Here is a 17,280-nt window from a genome sequence, read left to right as displayed (position 1 = left end):
TCCACTTCCCCTTGACACAATTATTGCAGGAGCGGGGTCCGCAAGTCGAGGGTCAGCGGAAACTCATTTGTGCGTTCCTCGGGCGGCGGTTGCATCGGACCTGGGGTGTGGCCGTGGTCCTGGAAGCGCGCCAGCCGCCGCGCCTCGGCCTCGTAGGTGTTGACGGGCTTGGTGTCGTAGCTGCGCCCGCCGGGATGGGCGACGTGATAGACGCAGCCGCCGAGCGAGCGGCCGTTCCAGGTATCGATCAGATCAAACGTCAGGGGCGCGTGAACGGGGATGGTCGGGTGCAGGCCGGAGGCCGGCTGCCAGGCCTTGAAGCGGACACCGGCGACCGCCTCGCCGGCACGGCCGGTCTCGGTCATCGGCATCCGTCTGCCGTTGCAGGTGATGACATGGCGCCCCTCGACGAATCCGGTCGCCTTGACCTGAAGCCGCTCGACCGATGAGTCGACATAGCGCACGGTGCCGCCGGCCGAGCCCTCCTCGCCCAGCACGTGCCAGGGCTCCAGCGCCTGGCGCAGCTCGAGCGTCACGCCGCCATGATGGACGCGGCCGAAGGCGGGGAAGCGGAATTCGAGCTGGGCCAGATACCATTCCGGCTCGAACGGGTAGCCGAACTGCTTCAGCTCGGTGAGCACCTCCAGAAAATCGTCCCAGATGAAGTGCGGCAGCATGAAGCGATCATGCAGCGCGGTGCCCCAGCGCACGAACCTGCCGGCCTGCGGCTCGCGCCAGAATCTGGCGATCAGCGCCCGGATCAGGAGCTGCTGCGCCAGCGACATGCGCGGATCGGGCGGCATTTCGAGGGCGCGGAACTCGACGAGGCCGAGCCGCCCGGTCGGCCCCTCCGGCGAATAGAGCTTGTCGATGCAGATCTCGGCACGGTGGGTGTTGCCGGTGATGTCGACCAGCAGATGCCGGAACAGGCGGTCGACCAGCCACAGCGGCGCCTGGGTGCCCGGCGGCGGCACATGCGAGAGCGCGATATCGAGCTCATAGATGCTGTCGTGCCGGGCCTCGTCGATGCGCGGCGCCTGGCTGGTCGGGCCGATGAAGAGGCCGGAGAAGAAATAGGACAGCGACGGATGCCGCTGCCAGTACAGCACAAGGCTTTTCAGGAGATCGGGGCGGCGAAGGAACGGGGAGTCCTGCGGGCTCGAGCCGCCGACCACGACGTGATTGCCGCCGCCGGTGCCGGTGTGACGGCCATCGACCAGGAAGCGGTTGGCGCCTAACCGCGTCTTGGCGGAGTCCTCATAGAGGCCGAGCGTGATGTCGACGGCGTCGCGCCAGCTCTTCGCCGGCTGGACGTTGATCTCGATGACACCAGGGTCGGGCGTCACCTTGATGACCTCGATGCGCGGATCGAACGGCGGCGGATAGCCCTCGACATGGACCTGCAGCTGCATCTCCTCCGCGGTGGCTTCGAGCGCGGCGACCAGTTCGAGATAGTCCTCGATGCGCTCGACCGGCGGCATGAAGGCGCAGAGCACGCCGTCGCGGAGTTCGACCGACATCGCGGTGCGAACCGGCAGCGGTTCGGGAATCTCCTTCAAGGCCTGCTGCAGCTCGTCAGAAAGCGCATCGCGCGGCGCCATCGGATCGCGTTCGACGACGTAGGGATAATCGTCCGGTGGCACATATTCGAGCGAGGCGATCGGAAGCCGCAAGCCCAGCGGCGAGTCGCCGGGCGACAGGAATAGATGGCTACGCCGGATCTTCCAGCGCTCGCTGCGCCAGCGTGCCGGCACACGATCGCCGAGCGGGCTCCAGCGCTGGATCGGCAGCACGTAACCTTTCGGCGTGGTCAGCCCCTCATCGAACACCCGCGCCATCCGGGCGCGTTCTTCCGGATCGGTCAGCTTGGAATTCGCCGGGCTGACATTGGCCGGCAGGCCGGCCTCACGCTGCAGCCAGAAGGCGGGGTCTTCATAAGCCGGCATGGCATAGTCGGCGCCGAGACCAAGCTTGGTTGCTGTTACTTCGACGAAACGCTGGGCCTCCGCGATCTCGGCCTTCCGCGAGTTCTCGATGCCGGCGATGAGGTCGGCGTTCTTCCAGATCGGCACGCCGTCCTTGCGCCAGTAAAGGCCGAAGGCCCAACGCGGCAGACTCTCGCCCGGATACCATTTGCCCTGGCCGTAATGCAAAAGGCCGCCCGGCGCGAAGCGCGTGCGCAAGCGGCGGATCAGATCGTCACCGAGCGCGCGCTTGGTCGGGCCGACGGCGTCGGTGTTCCATTCCGCCGCCTCGAGATCGTCGACCGAGACGAAGGTCGGCTCGCCGCCCATCGTCAGGCGCACATCGTCTTTCCCCAGGTCGGCATCGACCTGCTCGCCGAGCCGGTCGAGCCGCGCCCAGGATTCATCGGAGAATGGTTTGGTGATGCGCGGCGCCTCGCCGATGCGCTTGACGCTCATCTCGAAGCCGAACTCGACATTGGCAACGCCCGCGGTGCCGGTCATCGGCGCCGCGGAGCGATAATGCGGCGTGGCGGCGACCGGGATGTGCCCCTCGCCTGCGAGCATGCCGGAGGTCGCATCGAATCCGATCCAGCCCGCGCCCGGCAGATAGACCTCGGCCCAGGCGTGCAGATCGGTAAAGTCGTTCTCGACTTCGGGCGGTCCCTCGATCGGATCGATGTCGGGACGGATCTGGATGAGATAGCCGGAAACGAAACGCGCGGCGAGGCCGAGATGGCGGAACGTCTGGATCAGGAGCCACGCCGAGTCGCGGCAGGAGCCGGAGCCCGCGGCAAGCGTCTCCTCCGGCGTCTGGATGCCGGCCTCCATGCGGATCACGTAGCTGATCTTCTTTTGCAGCTGCGCGTTCAGCTCGACCAGGAAGTTGACGGTGCTGTCAGCCTGGCGCGGAATCTCCTTCAGGTAAGCCGCGAGCAACGGCTCGGGCTCATCGGTCTCGAGATAGGGCGCGAGTTCGGTCTTGAGATCGCCGGGATACTCGAACGGAAAACTGTCGGCATAGGGCTCGACGAAGAAGTCGAACGGGTTGACCACGGTCATCTGCGCCGTGAAGTCGACCTCGAATTTCAGCTCGGTGGCCTTCTCCGGGAAGACGTAGCGCGCGAGCCAGTTGCCTTGCGGATCCTGCTGCCAGTTCACGAAATGATTGGATGGCGTGACCTTGAGCGAATAGCTCAGGATCGGCGTGCGCGTATGCGGCGCCGGCCGCAGGCGGATGGTCTGCGGGCCAAGGTCGATCGGGCGGTCGTATTTGTAGTGCGTGACGTGGTGTAGTGCGACGTAGATCGACACGGGGTGCGATGCTCCAGCAGCTTTTTTGAGCAGAACACCGCTGCCGGTCGACATCAAGCACTAACAACGGGCATGGGGTGCCCAAGGTAAGGGCGTGATCCGTAGCCCGGATGGAGCGAAGCGAAATCCGGGGTCTTCATCCGCAGGAAGAGTCCCGGATTGCGCGGAGCTCGTCATCGGGCGCGCATTCGCGCGACCCGTTGGCTTCATCCGGGCTACGCGATAGCTAGCGGCCGATCGCGCCGGATACCTGCGACGCGAGTTGCTCGGCGAGCATGTGATAGCCCTCGGGGGTCAAATGCACACCATCGGGCTGATGGGGGAGTCCACCCAGCATCCCGTTAGGGAGCATGATCACCGCGATGCCGCGGGCGCTGAGGCGACTTTGAATATCCGCTGTCCGGTCTGGGCTGCCCTTGCGTCGATCATTGCCGCCTGGCTGCAAAATAACCGCACGGGTCCCGTTCGGGACGGCGCGGTCCAGGCGTTGCAGCATCCCTTCCGTGGTATCGCCGTTGATGCCGGCGTTCACGACACGGACGTTCAATCCCTTCGCCCGCAAGATCGCTTCGAGCTGCGCGGGATAGGCCTGGTTGCGCGCCACGCCCTTGCCGTAGGTATTGCTCGCGCCAAGCGCGACTATGGTTGCGGCGTCAGCCGAACCGACGCCGAGGCTCAAAGCGGCGAGAAATGCGATGCATCCGACAATTCCCAACCGACGCGCACGCATGCTTCCTCCGCCCCATCCGTAGCTCCGGATGGAGGGGCAGCGTAGTCCGGGAAGCTGCATTCGCCAACGTACTTCCTCGTCGTCCCTGCGAAAGCAGGGACCCATACCGCGTGATCCTATTGATGAAAGAAGGTGGCGGATGCCTTGCACACACTACGGCCGGTGGTTATGGGTCCCTGCTCCGTGCGCAATAGCGCACTCGGCAGGGACGACGGCGGAGTGAAGGGCTAGATCGTGGCTCTAAACTACATTGTCGCGCCGAGCACCCAGGGCGCGAACTCGGCGCCGCCGAAATCGAAGCTCTCGCTCTTGGTCGGCTGTCCCGAAGCGGTCTTGAGGACGAGATCGAAGATGCGCTGGCCGCACTGCGCGACGCTCTCCTCACCTTCGAGGATGGTGCCGCAATTGACGTCCATGTCATCTTCCATTCGCTTGTACATGGGCGTGTTGGTGGCGAGCTTGATCGAGGGCGCCGGCTTGCAGCCGAACACGCTGCCGCGGCCCGTGGTGAAGCAGACCAGATTGGCGCCGCCGGCGACCTGCCCGGTCGCAGCCACCGGATCGTAGCCGGGCGTGTCCATGAAGACGAAGCCCTTCTTGGTGACGGGCTCGGCGTAGCGCAGTACCTCCACGAGGTTGGTGGTGCCGGCCTTGGCCATCGCGCCGAGCGACTTTTCCAGGATCGTGGTGAGACCGCCGGCCTTGTTGCCGGGGCTGGGATTGGCGTTCATCTCGGCGCCTTCGCGCGCCGTGTACTCGTCCCACCAGCGCATGAGATCGACCAGCTTCTCGCCGACCTCGCGGCTGACGGCGCGGCGCGTGAGCAGGTGCTCGGCGCCGTAGGTCTCCGGCGTCTCCGACAGGATCACGGTGCCGCCATGGCGCACGATGAGGTCGCTCGCTGCGCCGAGCGCGGGATTGGCGGATACGCCGGAATAGCCGTCCGAGCCGCCGCATTGCAGGGCCACGGTGAGCTCGCTGGCCGGCACCGTTTCCCGCCTGACCTTGTTGGCGTCGGCCAGCGCCTCGCGCACGAAGGCAATGCCCGCCTCCACCGTCTTGCGGGTACCGCCGACCTCCTGAATGTCCATCGCGCGCAGGCGGCCGGCGAGCTTCTGCTCTTCCATCAGACCGCCGATCTGGTTCACCTCGCAGCCGAGGCCGAGCACGATGACATGGGAGAAATTGACGTGCCGCGCATAGCCGCCGAGCGTGCGGCGGAGCAGCGCCAAGGGCTCGTTCTGCGTCATGCCGCAGCCGGTCTTGTGGGTCAGCGCGACCACGCCGTCGACGTTGGGGAAATCGGCCAGCGGGTTGTCGCCGGTGAAGGGATTCTTCTTGAAGACGTCGGCGACGAGGCTCGCGACATGCGCGCTGCAATTCACCGAGGTGAGGATGCCGATATAGTTGCGCGTGGCGACGCGGCCGTCCGGGCGGCGGATGCCTTCGAAGGTCGCCGGCAGGTCGAAGTTCGGCGTCGGCTTGACGTCAGCGCAATAGGCGTAGTCCTTGGCGAAATCACCCATGCCGCAATTGTGCACGTGTACGTGCTGGCCCGGCGCGATCGGCACCGTGGCAAAGCCGATGATCTGGCCGTAGCGCTTGATCGGCTCGCCCTCGGCGATCGGCTTGATCGCGACCTTGTGGCCGGAGGGGATGCGATCGACCGTGGTCACGCCATCGGCGACCTCCAGCCCCGGCGGCAGGCTCGCGCGCGCGATCAGGACGCTGTCGTCGGCGTGCAGGCGGATCACTTGTGCCGAGGCCATGGGAGCTCTCCTTGGTGTTTTCTTCACCTCTCCCCGTCCTTTACGGGGAGAGGTCGGATCGCGTCAGCGATCCGGGTGAGGGGCGAGGCACGATGTCACTTACAACGATGGTGCTCGCCGGATAGAGGCCCCTCACCCCAACCCTCTCCCCGCATCCGCCTTCGCCCGAAGGCGGGCTTCGGTGGACAAGAGAGCGGGGCGAGGGAGCAGAGCTAACATCGCGGACAGAGCTCAGGCCTTGCCGCCTGAATCCTTGCGGGTCGCGTTGACCTGCATCTTGGCGTAGGTCGTCATCAGGCCGACCTCGTTGGACAGCGTCACCAGCTTGAAGCCCATGTTGATGGCGCGCGCCGCGCCTTCCGCGCCGCTGCAATGGATGCCCGGGTTCAGACCGCGCTTGCCGCACTCCTTGATGATCTTGTCGTAGATCGCGAGGATCTCTGGTTCGGTACGATCGAGCTTGGGCTCGAGGCCGTAGGAGAAGCCGAGATCGGACGGGCCGATATAGACCCCGTCGATGCCTTCGACATCGAGGATCGCTTCCATGTTCTCGACCGCGGTCCGGGTCTCCATCATCGGCAGCAGCACGATCTCGTCGTTGGCCGTCTTCTGGTAGGAGCCGGCAGTGCCGTACATGCCGGCGCGGATCGGGCCGTTGGAGCGGACGCCCTTCGGCGGATATTTGGAATACGAGACGAGGTTCCGGGCTTCCTGCGGCGTGTTGACCATCGGGCAGATCACGCCATAGGCGCCGCCGTCGAGCACCTTGCCGATGATGCCGGGCTCGTTCCAGGGCACGCGGACCATCGGCGTGATCGGATGCTTGTCCATGGCCTGGAAGCACTGCACCATCGACAGATAATCCTGTACGCCATGCTGCATGTCGACGGTGACGCTGTCGAAGCCGCATTGCGCGATCATCTCGGCCGAGAAGCCGGAGGGTATCGCAAGCCACGCGTTGACGACCGCCTTGCCCGATGCCCAGACTTGCTTGACCTTGTTTGCCATTGATCGCGTTTCCCTTTGCGGTTTATTGGGGGACGAGCCTTCAGCTGGTCGCCCGCTGGATAGAGACTTCGCTGACGCCGACCTCGCGGGCGGTGTTCACTATTGCCGCCCAGGTGTCATCCGGCAAGGGGATGCCGTTCCGGGTCCGCTCAGCGCGGGTCTTTCGCTCCGGATCGCCCGGAATCAGCACCGAATCCGTGCCCGCGATCGGCTTGGTGGCGCGGATGAAATCGGTGTAGCGGGTGATTTCGCCGTCGAAGAAATTGCTGGTGTCGATCACCTTGGGGTCGATGTAGAACGCCATCATGCCGTTGGCGAAGCGCCGGTCTGACGACGTCGCGCCGGTGCCGGTCAACGCGCCACCGAGCAGTTCGCAGATGAAGGCAAGACCCGAGCCCTTGTGATCGCCGAAGGCGCGGATCGCGCCGGTTCCCTTGGTGTGGTCGCGCGGTCCGTCCGGCGTGTACGGACCATACAGCACGTGCGGATCCTCGCTCAGCGTGCCGTCGGAATCCACGAGCGCGCCCTTCGGCAGCTTCTTGCCACCGCGGCTCGCGACCAGCACCTTGCCCTCGGCGATGACCGAGGTCGCAAAATCCAGCACGATCGGGTCCTGGCCCTCGCGCGGGATGCCGACGCAATACGGCGCGGTCGACAGCCGCTTCTCGACGCCGCCGAACGGCGCGACCAGCAGCGAGCCCGCGGCATTGACGAAATGCATGGAGATGAGACCTTCGGCGGCGGCCATCTCGGCCCAATCGCCGACGCGGCCGATATGACCGGCGTTGCGCAGCGCGACCGCGGCAAGCCCGGCCTTCCTGCATTTCTCGATGCCGATCCGGATCGCCTGCGGCGTCACGGTCTGGCCGTAGCCGAACTTGCCGTCGATCACCGCGAGCGAGGGCGTGTCGAGCACGACCTCCGCGCTCTGATTTGGGACGACCGAGCCGGTCTTCTGCCAGCGGATATAGACGGGAACGCGGATCACGCCATGGCTGTCATGGCCGGTCAGGTTCGCTGTCGTCAGATAGGTCGCGATGCGCTTCGCCTCTTCCGGAGAGGACTCCGAATGGGAAAACACCTCGGACACGAAGTTGATGAGGTTATCGACCTTGATGGTGACCATGAAAAACCAGCTCGCTCAGTAAAGCACAGGACGTTGTCAGGCGTGGGTCTTGGCGTGGCCGCCGAGATAGGCCGCGGCGATGGCTTCATTGCCCCACAATTCGTCGGGCTTGCCGCCCAACACGATCCGCCCCGTTTCCAGGACGAAGCCGTGATCGGCGACCGAGAGTCCCATGCGCGCATTTTGCTCGACGAGCAAGACCGTGGTGTCCTTCCTGATCTGCGAAATGATGCGGAACACCGCCTGCACGATGACAGGCGCCAGCCCGAGCGACGGTTCGTCGAGCAGCAACAGCCGCGGCTTGGCCATCAGGCCGCGCGCCACCGCGACCATCTGCAGCTGGCCGCCCGACAGCGTCCAACCGAGCGCGTTGGAAAAGGCGCGGATGTCCGGAAACAGGTCGAACATCGCGTCGGCCTCGCGCGAGATCTGCGACGCCGACACCTTCCGGTTCGACGCGCCGAGCATGATGTTCTCTTTCACGGTGAGGCCCGGAAACACGCGGCGGCCTTCCGGCACATGCGAGATGCCGAGCCGGACGATCGCTTCCGGCCCGAGGCCCGCGATCGAGTGGCCGTCGAACATAATGTCGCCGGAGGCGGGCTTGGCGAGGCCTGAGATCGCGCGCAACGTGGTCGACTTGCCGGCGCCGTTGGCGCCGAGCAGCGTGACCACCTGGCCCTGCTCCACGGCGATGGTGACGCCGCGCAGCGCCTCGATCTCGCCGTAGCGGACCACGAGATTGCGGATTTCGAGCAGCGGCATCATTCGCTCCCGAGATAGGCGGAGACGACGTCGGGATGGCGCAGCACCGCCATGGACTCGCCATCCGCGATGCGGCGTCCGAAGTTCAGCACGGTGATGTGCTGGGCGGCTTCCGAGACCAGCGTCATGTCGTGATCGATGATCAGGATCGTGAGGCCCTGGGCTGCGATGCGCTTGAGCAGCTCATGCAGCTCGAGCTTCTCGGTCGAGTTGAGGCCGGCCGCCGGCTCGTCGAGCAGCAGCAGCGTCGGGTTCGACGCCAGCGCCCGCGCGATCTCGATCAGGCGCTGGTGGCCGTAAGAGAAGCTCGAGATCAATTCGTTGGCGCGGTTGCCGAGCCCGACGAAGGTCAGCGCCTCCATCGCGCGCTCGGTCAGCGCGTCCTCGCCCTTCCCGATCATGGTGTTGCCGGGCCGTTCGGCGCCGATCTCGACATTCTCCAGCGCGGTCATCGAACGGAACAGGCGGATGTTCTGGAAGGTGCGTCCGAGGCCCGCCGCCGTGCGCTGATGCGGCGCCATATTGGTGATGTCGGTGCCGTCGAGCACGATCCTGCCCGCGGTCGCCTTGTAGAGACCGGACAGCACGTTCAGCGTCGTGGTCTTGCCGGAGCCGTTGGGCCCGATCAGCGCGTGCACGCCGCCGCGCTTCACCGCGATATCGACGCCGTCCACCGCCTTGAGGCCGCCGAAATGCTTCGAGAGCCCGGTCACTTCGAGCACGATGTCGCCGCCTGACGTCGCCGGCTTGAGCTGCAAGGCCGCCGCGGCCGGCGGCGCCTTGGTGTGCGCACGCCAGCGCGTGAATGCGTCCGACACAAAACCCCAGATACCGTCGGGCATGAAGCGGATGATCAGGATCACGAACAGGCCATAGATCGCCAGATAAAGTCCGGGCACGCTCTTGAGGAAGCGCAGCCATTCCGGGATCAGGATCAAGAGGCCCGTACCGATCACCGAGCCGATCGGCGAGGCCACGCCGCCGAGCAGCGACATGGTCAGGAACACGATCGATTCCGCGAACGAGAACTGATCCGGGCTGACATAGGCGAAGCCGCCGGCGAACAGACCGCCGGCCAGACCGCCGAGCAACGCGCAGAGCCCGAAGGCGTAGATCTTGGTGCGGAACACGTCGATGCCGTTGACGCCCGCCGCAAGCTCGTTGTCGCGCACCGCGCGCATGGCGCGGCCGAGCTTGGTGTCCGGCAGATGCCAGACCAGATAGCCGACGATCGCGAGCATCGCGACGCAGAAGGCCAGATAGCTCTGCGAGGACTGGAACAGCTCCGGCCGGCGAATATTGGCAACGCCGTCCGGCCCGTGGGTCACGCCGATGGCGTTGATCATCACCAGCGTCACGATCTGCTGGAACGAGATCGTCACCATCGCAAGGTAGTGCCCGCCCAATCTGAGCGTCGACATGCCGAGGAACGCGCCGGCGATCAGCGTGATCGCGCAGGCGCCAACCAGGCAGAGCCAGAAGTTCAGATGCAGATCCGCGGTCCCGAGCCCGACCGCATAGGCGCCGAAGCCGAAGAACGCGGCCTGCGCGAGGTTGATCTGGCCGCACAGGCCGAGCACGACCGACAGCCCGAACACCGCGATCGAGAAGGTCGTGGCCTGCAGCAGGATGTTGAGGATGTAACCGTCGAACTGCATGCCGGCGGCGAGCGCCACCAGCACCGCGGCGCCGATGAAGTACGGCAGATGGCGGATGATCAACGGCTTCGAGCGCACGGCCGGCGCGGGGATCATGTTGTCGGTGGCGCTCATGCTTTCTCCGCGACACGTTCGCCGAAGATGCCCTGCGGCCGGAACACCAGGAAAGCGATCAGCACCAGGAAAGCAAAGCCGTCCTTGTATGGCACCGAGATGTAGGCTGCACCGAACGTCTCGATGACGCCGAGCGCGAGGCCGCCGACGATGGCGCCGGCGACGTCACCGAAGCCGCCGATGATGGTCGCGGCAAACGCCTTCAGCGCAATCGTCGAGCCCATCTGGATCGAGACGAACAGCACCGGCGCGACCAGGATGCCGGCGAGACCGCCGAGCACGGCCGAATAGATGAAGGTGATCATGATCATGGTGGAAACGGAAATGCCGAGCAGCGAGGCCATTTCCTTGTCCTGCGAGGTCGCCTGCAGCTTCTTGCCGAGCAGCGTCTTCTCGAAGAACCAGAAATTGAACAGCACCAAGAGGATCGTGACGCCGATGATCAGAAGATACTGGCTGTCGAGATAGACCGGGCCGAGCTGAATGCCGGGCGTATCGAACCAGCCCTGCAGCACCTGCGGCTGCGGGCCATAGATCGCAAGCACCGAATTCGACAGCAGGATCGAGGCACCAATGGTGGCGATGATCACGGGCAGATAGGTGCGATTGCGCAGTGGATAGTAGACGCCGAGATTGAAGATGACGCCGAACAACGCCATGCCGGCGAGCGCAATCAGGAACGACAGCCAGTAAGGCCAGCCGAGATCGACCGAGAACACCACCATCAGATAGGCGGCCACCATCGAGAACTCGCCTTGCGCGAAGTTCACTACGTTGGTGGCACGGAAGATCAGCACGAAACCGAGCGCGACCAGCGCGTAGACCGCGCCAATGCCGATTCCGGTAAAGAGCAGTTGGAGGACGAGATCCATGACGAGCGCTCGATCTGAGAATTGTGTCGCGAACGAACGGCCTCTCCGAGGCGACCCGGAGAGGCCGAACCGCTATCAATCGTTGAAGTCGATATGCTTGTCGTAGACGATCTTGCCCTTGTCGTTCTTCACGACATTGTAGCCGTGCAGACCGTCGCCGTTCTTGTCGAAATTGTACTCGCCCTCGGCGCCGGCGAACTTCTGCGTCGCAAGGATGGCGTCGCGGATCTTGTTCGGATCGGTCGAGCCGGCCTTGTTGATCGCCGCCGACAGGATGGTGATCGCATCGTACGGCCAGGCGCTCTGGTTGTCGGGCGCGGTCTTGTAGGCATCGCGATAGGCCTTGCCGAACGCCTTCGCGGCATCGCTCGAATCCTCGGCGAAGTCGGCGACACCGTAGGTGTTGAACAGCGCGGGGCCGGCGAGCTTGGTCGAGGAGACCGCCACCACCGAGGGCGAGCCGACCCAGGGGATATTGACGCCGAGTTGGCGCAGCTGGCGGGCGAAGATGCCGAGATCGTTCTCGAAGGTGAAGTAGGTGCCGAGCACGTCAGCGCCGGACTGCTTCACGGCCAGCACGACCGGGGTGAAGTCCTGACTCTGGTTGGCATAGCCTTGGTCAAGCACCGGCGGCGCGCCAAGCTTGGTCAGCGCTTCGGACAGCGCCTTGCCCCCTGCGGTACCGAAGGCGTCGGTGGAATGCACGATCGCCCATTTCTTCTTGCCGAGCGTGTTGACGCCGAAGTCGGCGATCACGCGGCCGGAATAATTGTCGTTCGGACGGAAGCGGAACAGCCAGGGATTGCCGGAATGGGTGAGATCGGGATTGGTGCCGCCGATCATCACAGGCTTGCCGACCTTGATTACGTCGGGCGCCATCGCCTGCACCTGGGTCGAACGGATCGAGCCGAGGAATGCAACGATGTCGGATTGCGCGGCGAGCTTGGAGAATGCCAGCACGATTCCCGGATTGGTGGTCTGATCATCCTCGATGACGAGCTCGACCTGCTTGCCGAGCACGCCGCCGGCCTTGTTAACCGCGGCCAGCGCCAGCTTGGCGCCGTTCTGGGCCCACAGCCCCTGCTCCGCGGCGGGTCCGGTCACCGGCACGCACATGCCGATCTTGATCGTCGCACCCTGCGCCCAAGCGCTGCGCATCAGCGCCGGTGCAGCGAGACCTGCCGCCAAACCGGCGGAAAACTCACGTCTCGTCAGTTTCATTCCATCCTCCCTGTGATGCGCCGAGCTTGCTGTCGGCTGCGTTGAGACGAGCGGACGCGTCGATCTGTCGGCCCATCCGCAGCCATCAAACGGCGCGACGAGCAAACGTGAGCGCCGCTGCAGTGCACAAGACGTACAACGGCGACCATCAATCTGGCGTTTGATCCAGCTAAACATGATTGCACATTGCACGCAATAGTCAAAAGTTCGCTGGCAGAGGTGCGTAAATGCCTGCTACGAGCGACCATGACGCGATCACGTGATAGTGTGGCCAGCGGGCAGCCATTCCATGTCGATTCCACGAGCGAAATCGCAAACCAGACGAAAACAGCCGGCTTACGCGCTGATCAAGAGCGCATTGGCAAAGCACATCCGGGCCGGCGACGTTCCACCCGGAACGGTCCTCTCCGAATCGGCGATCGCGACCTTGTTCGGCTCCAGCCGCTCTCCGGTGCGGCAGGCTTTCGAACAGCTCGAGCATATCGGTCTGGTGCGCCGGTTCGATGGTCGCGGCGTCATCGCCGGCAAGCGCAAGGTCGACCCTCGGCGCGTCCCGATCACACCGGAAATGTTCGGGCTGACCGACGGCCCCGTCGACGCCGTGCGCAGCGACGCCTGGGATACGCTCTACTACAAGCTCGAACGTGAGATCATTTACCGGTCGCTGTTCGGACGCTTCCGCGTCAGCGAGCTCGCATTGGCGCGGCATTTCCGGGTGGGGCGCACGGTGGCGCGCAACCTGCTGCTGCGTGCGCAGGCGATCGGCATCCTCGAGAAGGGCGCCAAGGCGCACTGGTACGTGGTGCCGTTGGACGAGGATCGCCTCCGCGACATCTTCGAGGTGCGCGCAACGCTCGAGCCGCTGCTCCTCAAATCCGCGACGGCGACGATTCCTGCCGCCCTGCTCGACCGGATGGCGGAGCGGCTGCGCGAGGGGATCCAGCACCGCGACCGCGTCGGCGTCGGCGAACTCGATGAGATCGAAGGCGACCTCCATATCCGCTGCCTGGGCTACGGCGCCAATCGCGAGATGATCGAAGCGCTCAAGCGCACCCATTGTGCGTTCGTGATCGGCAAGCACATCCAGGTCGCCCTGACCGCGCCGCAGATCGATTCCTTCATGGACGAGCATCTGGTGATCATCGAGGCTTTGCGCGCGCGGGACGGCGACGCGGCGGCAGCCATCTTGCGCCGCCATATCGAATGGTCCCACTCGAAGGTTGCGGGCTGGATTGCCGAATTCCGCGCCATCAACGTGATTTCGCGCGTGCCCTACATGGCCTGAGGGCGAATGCCGCGCATGATCGCAGCTACTCGTCAGCCTCGACTTCGGCGTCATCGGACGAGCCCATTCCGGCCAGGCTCGCTTCGAGTTCGCCGAGCATCTCCTGCAATTCGGCAAGCTTGCGTGCGCCGAACCGGCGCGTGATCTCCGCGTAGATCGCTTCGGACGTCGGCGCAACCGCCTCGATCAGCTTCAACCCTTTGGCGGAGATCGAGACCACCGCGCGCCGCGCGTCGTTCTCCGCCGCCTTGCGCTCGATCAACGCGCGGCCTTCGAGATCGCGCAGGATGCGCGACAGGCTCGGCCCGAGCAGGAACGCCGTGCGCGCGAGTTCCGTGACCTCGACCGCCTCGATGGAAGCGAGCGCGCGCAGGATGCGCCATTGCTGCTCGGTCAAGCCGTGCTCGCGCAGCGAGGGCCGAAACTGCCGCATCACCGCCTCGCGCGCCCGCAGCAGCGACATCGGCAGCGAGCGCGAGAAGTCGCGCATCGGGGTCCGTCGCGCCGCCGCGTCGTCGCCCTGCCCGGGCTGAATGTCGTTCGAATTTTTGCGCGCCATTACCTAATCCTGCGCAACAAATTTTTGCGTCGCAGCATGCCCTGATTCAGTTTGCGGGAATTCACTTAACATGTTAATCATCTCCCGGCATCCACTTTTGTGTAGCACGCATGGCCCTCTCCAAGGACGATATCCGCGGTGCAGCCGAACGGCTCGACGGCGCGGAAAAGACCCGCAAGCAAATCCGCCAGCTCTCGCTGGAATACCCCCGCATCACCATCGCCGATGCCTACGCGATTCAGAAGGCCTGGGTCGAGGTCAAGATCGCGGAAGGGCGCATCGTCAGGGGCCACAAGATCGGCCTGACCTCGAAGGCGATGCAGAGCGCGCTCAATATCGACGAGCCGGATTCCGGCGTGCTGCTCGACGACATGTTCTTTGCCGATGGCGGGATCGTTCCGACCGAGCGCTTCATCGCAACGCGCGTCGAGGCCGAACTCGCCTTCATCATGAAGCATCGCCTGGCCGGGCCGAACTGCACAATGTTCGACGTCCTCAACGCCACCGATTTCGTCGTGCCGGCGCTGGAGATCCTGGATACGCGCATCGAACGCGTCGATCCGACCACGAAAGCGACGCGAAAGATTTTCGACACCATCGCCGACAATGCGGCGAATGCCGGCATCGTGCTCGGCGGCCGGCCGATCCGCCCGCTGGACGCCGACCTGCGCTGGATCGGCGCGCTGTTGTTCCGCAACGGCGAGGTCGAGGAGACCGGCCTTGCCGCCGGCGTGCTCAATCATCCCGCCGCGGCCGTGGCCTGGCTCGCCAACAAGATCGCGCCGCTTGGCCTTGCGCTGGAGCCCGGCCAGGTCGTGCTCGCGGGATCCTTCATCCGTCCGATCGAGACCCGCAAGGGCGACACAATTCAGGCCGATTATGGCGCCTACGGCTCGGTGAGTTGCTACTTCGCTTGACGCCTTCAGCAGGAGCGCTGCATGCCGCATTTCACGCTTGAATACTCCGCCAATCTCGACGATGTCGTCGACATGGGCGCGACGGTCGAACTGGTCCGCAAGGCCGCGGTCGAGACCGGCATCTTCCCGCTCGGCGGCATCCGCGTTCGCGCCGTCAGGTGCGAGCACTATGCGATCGCGGACGCCCGCCAGGATTACGGCTTTCTCGACATGGTGCTGCGCATCGGCGAGGGCCGCGATCTCGAAACGCGCCGGAAGGCCGGCGAGCAAATCTTCCAGGCGCTCTCGAAACATCTCGATCCCGTCTTCGCCGCCAGCAGGTTCGCCCTGTCGTTCGACATGCAGATCAATGACAAGGACACCAGCTGGAAGCGCAACAACATCCACGACGCCCTGAAGGTGGAGACGGTCAATGGATAAAGCCGCCGCGAAATCGTCAGCCGACGTATTCCAAGCCAACCGCGATCGCGCCGGCCCGCTGCTTGCAAGCTTGAAAGCCGAAGGCATCGGCCATGTGATCGACGGCAAGATCGTGCCGGCGGCCTCCGGGCAGACCTTCGAGACGAAATCGCCGATCGACGGCACGGTGCTGGCGACCGTCGCGCGCGGCAATGCCGAGGATATCGACCGTGCCGCGACTGCCGCGTCCAAGGCCTTCAAGTCCTGGCGCGACATGGGACCGGCGATGCGGCGCAAGCTGCTGAATCGCGTGGCCGATGCGATCGAAGACAATGCCGAGGACATCGCGGTGCTCGAATGCATCGATACCGGCCAGGCCTGTCGTTTCATGGCCAAGGCCGCGATCCGCGCCGCCGAGAATTTCCGCTTCTTCGCCGACAAATGCGCGGAGGCGCGCGACGGCCTCAACACGCCGAGCGACGAGCACTGGAACGTCTCGACCCGCGTGCCGATCGGCCCCGTCGGCGTGATCACGCCGTGGAACACGCCGTTCATGCTCTCGACCTGGAAGATCGCGCCAGCCTTGGCTGCGGGCTGCACCGTCGTGCACAAGCCGGCCGAATGGTCGCCGGTGACCGCCGATCTGCTGGTCAAACTCGCAAAACAGGCCGGCGTGCCCGACGGCGTGCTCAATACCGTCCACGGCTTCGGTGAAGAGGCCGGCAAGGCGCTGACCGAGCATCCCGCCATCAAGGCGATCGGCTTCGTCGGCGAAAGCGCGACGGGCTCGGCCATCATGATGCAGGGTGCACCGACCCTGAAGCGCGTGCATTTCGAGCTCGGCGGCAAGAACCCCGTCATCGTGTTCGACGACGCCGATCTCGACCGCGCTCTCGATGCCGTCGTGTTCATGATCTACTCGCTCAACGGTGAGCGCTGCACCTCCTCGAGCCGCCTGCTGATCCAGCAGAGCATCGCCGAGAGATTCGTGGAGAAGCTGGCCGCGCGCGTGAAGGCGTTGAAGGTCGGCCATCCGCTGGATCCCGCCACCGAGATCGGGCCGCTGATCCATGAGCGGCACCTCGCAAAAGTCTGCTCCTATTTCGACGTCGCGCGCCAGGACGGCGCGACGATCGCGGTCGGCGGCAAGGCTTATGACGGGCCCGGCGGCGGACATTATGTCGAGCCGACGCTGGTGACCGGCGCGCATGGCAAGATGCGCGTCGCGCAGGAGGAGGTGTTCGGCCCGTTCCTGACCGTGATCCCGTTCCGCGACGAGACGGACGCGATCGAGATCGCCAACGACACCCGCTACGGCCTCACCGGCTATGTCTGGACCAACGACATGGGCCGGGCGCTGCGCGTGGCCGATGCGCTGGAGGCCGGCATGATCTGGCTGAACTCGGAGAACGTCCGCCATCTGCCGACGCCGTTCGGCGGCATGAAGGCCTCGGGCATCGGCCGCGACGGCGGCGATTACTCGTTCGACTTCTACATGGAAACCAAGCACGTCTCGCTGGCGCGGGGCACGCACAAGATTCAGAAACTGGGAATTTGATTGCACGTCGTTCCGGGGTGG

At 64.9% G+C, this 17,280-nt stretch carries 14 protein-coding genes; 4 read left to right on the top strand and 10 right to left on the bottom strand.

Features of this window, described 5'->3' with window-relative positions:
- Positions 1 to 20 precede the first annotated feature (20 nt).
- The 9 genes from RX327_RS13700 to RX327_RS13660 all read right to left on the bottom strand — a co-directional run bounded on the left by RX327_RS13700 (position 21) and on the right by RX327_RS13660 (position 12,541).
- On the bottom strand, positions 21 to 3,278 hold the full coding sequence (locus RX327_RS13700) for a transglutaminase family protein (protein WP_317250584.1): 3,258 nt from the start codon (positions 3,276 to 3,278) through the stop codon (positions 21 to 23).
- Positions 3,279 to 3,504: 226 nt separating this feature from the next.
- On the bottom strand, positions 3,505 to 4,008 hold the full coding sequence (locus RX327_RS13695; RefSeq protein ID WP_063779982.1) for a GDSL-type esterase/lipase family protein: 504 nt from the start codon (positions 4,006 to 4,008) through the stop codon (positions 3,505 to 3,507).
- A 245-nt stretch (positions 4,009 to 4,253) separates the two neighbouring features.
- Positions 4,254 to 5,777, bottom strand: coding sequence for an altronate dehydratase family protein (locus RX327_RS13690; protein WP_317250583.1), 1,524 nt, complete (start codon positions 5,775 to 5,777; stop codon positions 4,254 to 4,256).
- A gap of 231 nt (positions 5,778 to 6,008) precedes the next feature.
- Positions 6,009 to 6,785 (bottom strand): HpcH/HpaI aldolase family protein, encoded by a 777-nt coding sequence (locus RX327_RS13685; RefSeq protein WP_317250582.1) that lies wholly within the window; start codon positions 6,783 to 6,785, stop codon positions 6,009 to 6,011.
- Between the two features lie 40 nt (positions 6,786 to 6,825).
- A complete protein-coding gene (locus RX327_RS13680; protein ID WP_317250581.1) occupies positions 6,826 to 7,911 on the bottom strand; it encodes a malate/lactate/ureidoglycolate dehydrogenase in 1,086 nt (361 codons plus the stop codon).
- 36 nt (positions 7,912 to 7,947) lie between these two features.
- Positions 7,948 to 8,676, bottom strand: a complete 729-nt coding sequence (locus tag RX327_RS13675; protein ID WP_026192494.1) for an ABC transporter ATP-binding protein — start codon at positions 8,674 to 8,676, stop codon at positions 7,948 to 7,950.
- Positions 8,676 to 10,448 carry an ABC transporter permease subunit gene (locus tag RX327_RS13670; protein ID WP_050387148.1) on the bottom strand — a complete coding sequence of 591 codons (1,773 nt, stop codon included), beginning with the start codon at positions 10,446 to 10,448 and terminating at the stop codon, positions 8,676 to 8,678. Before RX327_RS13670 ends, RX327_RS13675 begins: the two co-directional genes overlap by 1 nt.
- Positions 10,445 to 11,320, bottom strand: a complete 876-nt coding sequence (locus RX327_RS13665; protein WP_016841141.1) for a branched-chain amino acid ABC transporter permease — start codon at positions 11,318 to 11,320, stop codon at positions 10,445 to 10,447. The genes RX327_RS13670 and RX327_RS13665 overlap by 4 nt, the downstream gene beginning before the upstream one ends.
- Positions 11,321 to 11,395: 75 nt before the next feature.
- Positions 11,396 to 12,541: an ABC transporter substrate-binding protein gene (locus RX327_RS13660; protein ID WP_028331737.1), complete on the bottom strand. Its 1,146-nt coding sequence runs from the start codon at positions 12,539 to 12,541 to the stop codon at positions 11,396 to 11,398.
- A gap of 289 nt (positions 12,542 to 12,830) precedes the next feature.
- On the opposite strand from RX327_RS13660, the gene RX327_RS13655 reads away from it, so the two are divergent.
- Positions 12,831 to 13,826 (top strand): GntR family transcriptional regulator, encoded by a 996-nt coding sequence (locus RX327_RS13655; protein ID WP_028331738.1) that lies wholly within the window; start codon positions 12,831 to 12,833, stop codon positions 13,824 to 13,826.
- A 25-nt stretch (positions 13,827 to 13,851) separates the two neighbouring features.
- Here the strand turns inward: RX327_RS13655 and hpaR are convergent, their stop codons facing one another.
- Positions 13,852 to 14,385, bottom strand: coding sequence for a homoprotocatechuate degradation operon regulator HpaR (hpaR, locus tag RX327_RS13650; RefSeq protein ID WP_317250579.1), 534 nt, complete (start codon positions 14,383 to 14,385; stop codon positions 13,852 to 13,854).
- 110 nt (positions 14,386 to 14,495) lie between these two features.
- Here hpaR and hpaH point away from each other — a divergent pair, with 110 nt between their 5' ends.
- The 3 genes from hpaH to hpaE are packed head-to-tail and all read left to right on the top strand — an operon-like array spanning position 14,496 to position 17,259.
- Positions 14,496 to 15,302 carry a 2-oxo-hept-4-ene-1,7-dioate hydratase gene (hpaH, locus tag RX327_RS13645; protein WP_317250578.1) on the top strand — a complete coding sequence of 269 codons (807 nt, stop codon included), beginning with the start codon at positions 14,496 to 14,498 and terminating at the stop codon, positions 15,300 to 15,302.
- Between the two features lie 21 nt (positions 15,303 to 15,323).
- A complete protein-coding gene (locus RX327_RS13640; RefSeq protein ID WP_317250577.1) occupies positions 15,324 to 15,722 on the top strand; it encodes a 5-carboxymethyl-2-hydroxymuconate Delta-isomerase in 399 nt (132 codons plus the stop codon).
- Positions 15,715 to 17,259, top strand: a complete 1,545-nt coding sequence (hpaE, locus tag RX327_RS13635) for a 5-carboxymethyl-2-hydroxymuconate semialdehyde dehydrogenase (protein ID WP_317250576.1) — start codon at positions 15,715 to 15,717, stop codon at positions 17,257 to 17,259. Before RX327_RS13640 ends, hpaE begins: the two co-directional genes overlap by 8 nt.
- The last annotated feature ends 21 nt before the right edge of the window (positions 17,260 to 17,280 follow it).

Source organism: Bradyrhizobium sp. BEA-2-5 (assembly GCF_032918025.1).
Taxonomy (GTDB): domain Bacteria; phylum Pseudomonadota; class Alphaproteobacteria; order Rhizobiales; family Xanthobacteraceae; genus Bradyrhizobium; species Bradyrhizobium pachyrhizi.
This window is presented reverse-complemented; position numbering and strand designations above follow the sequence as displayed.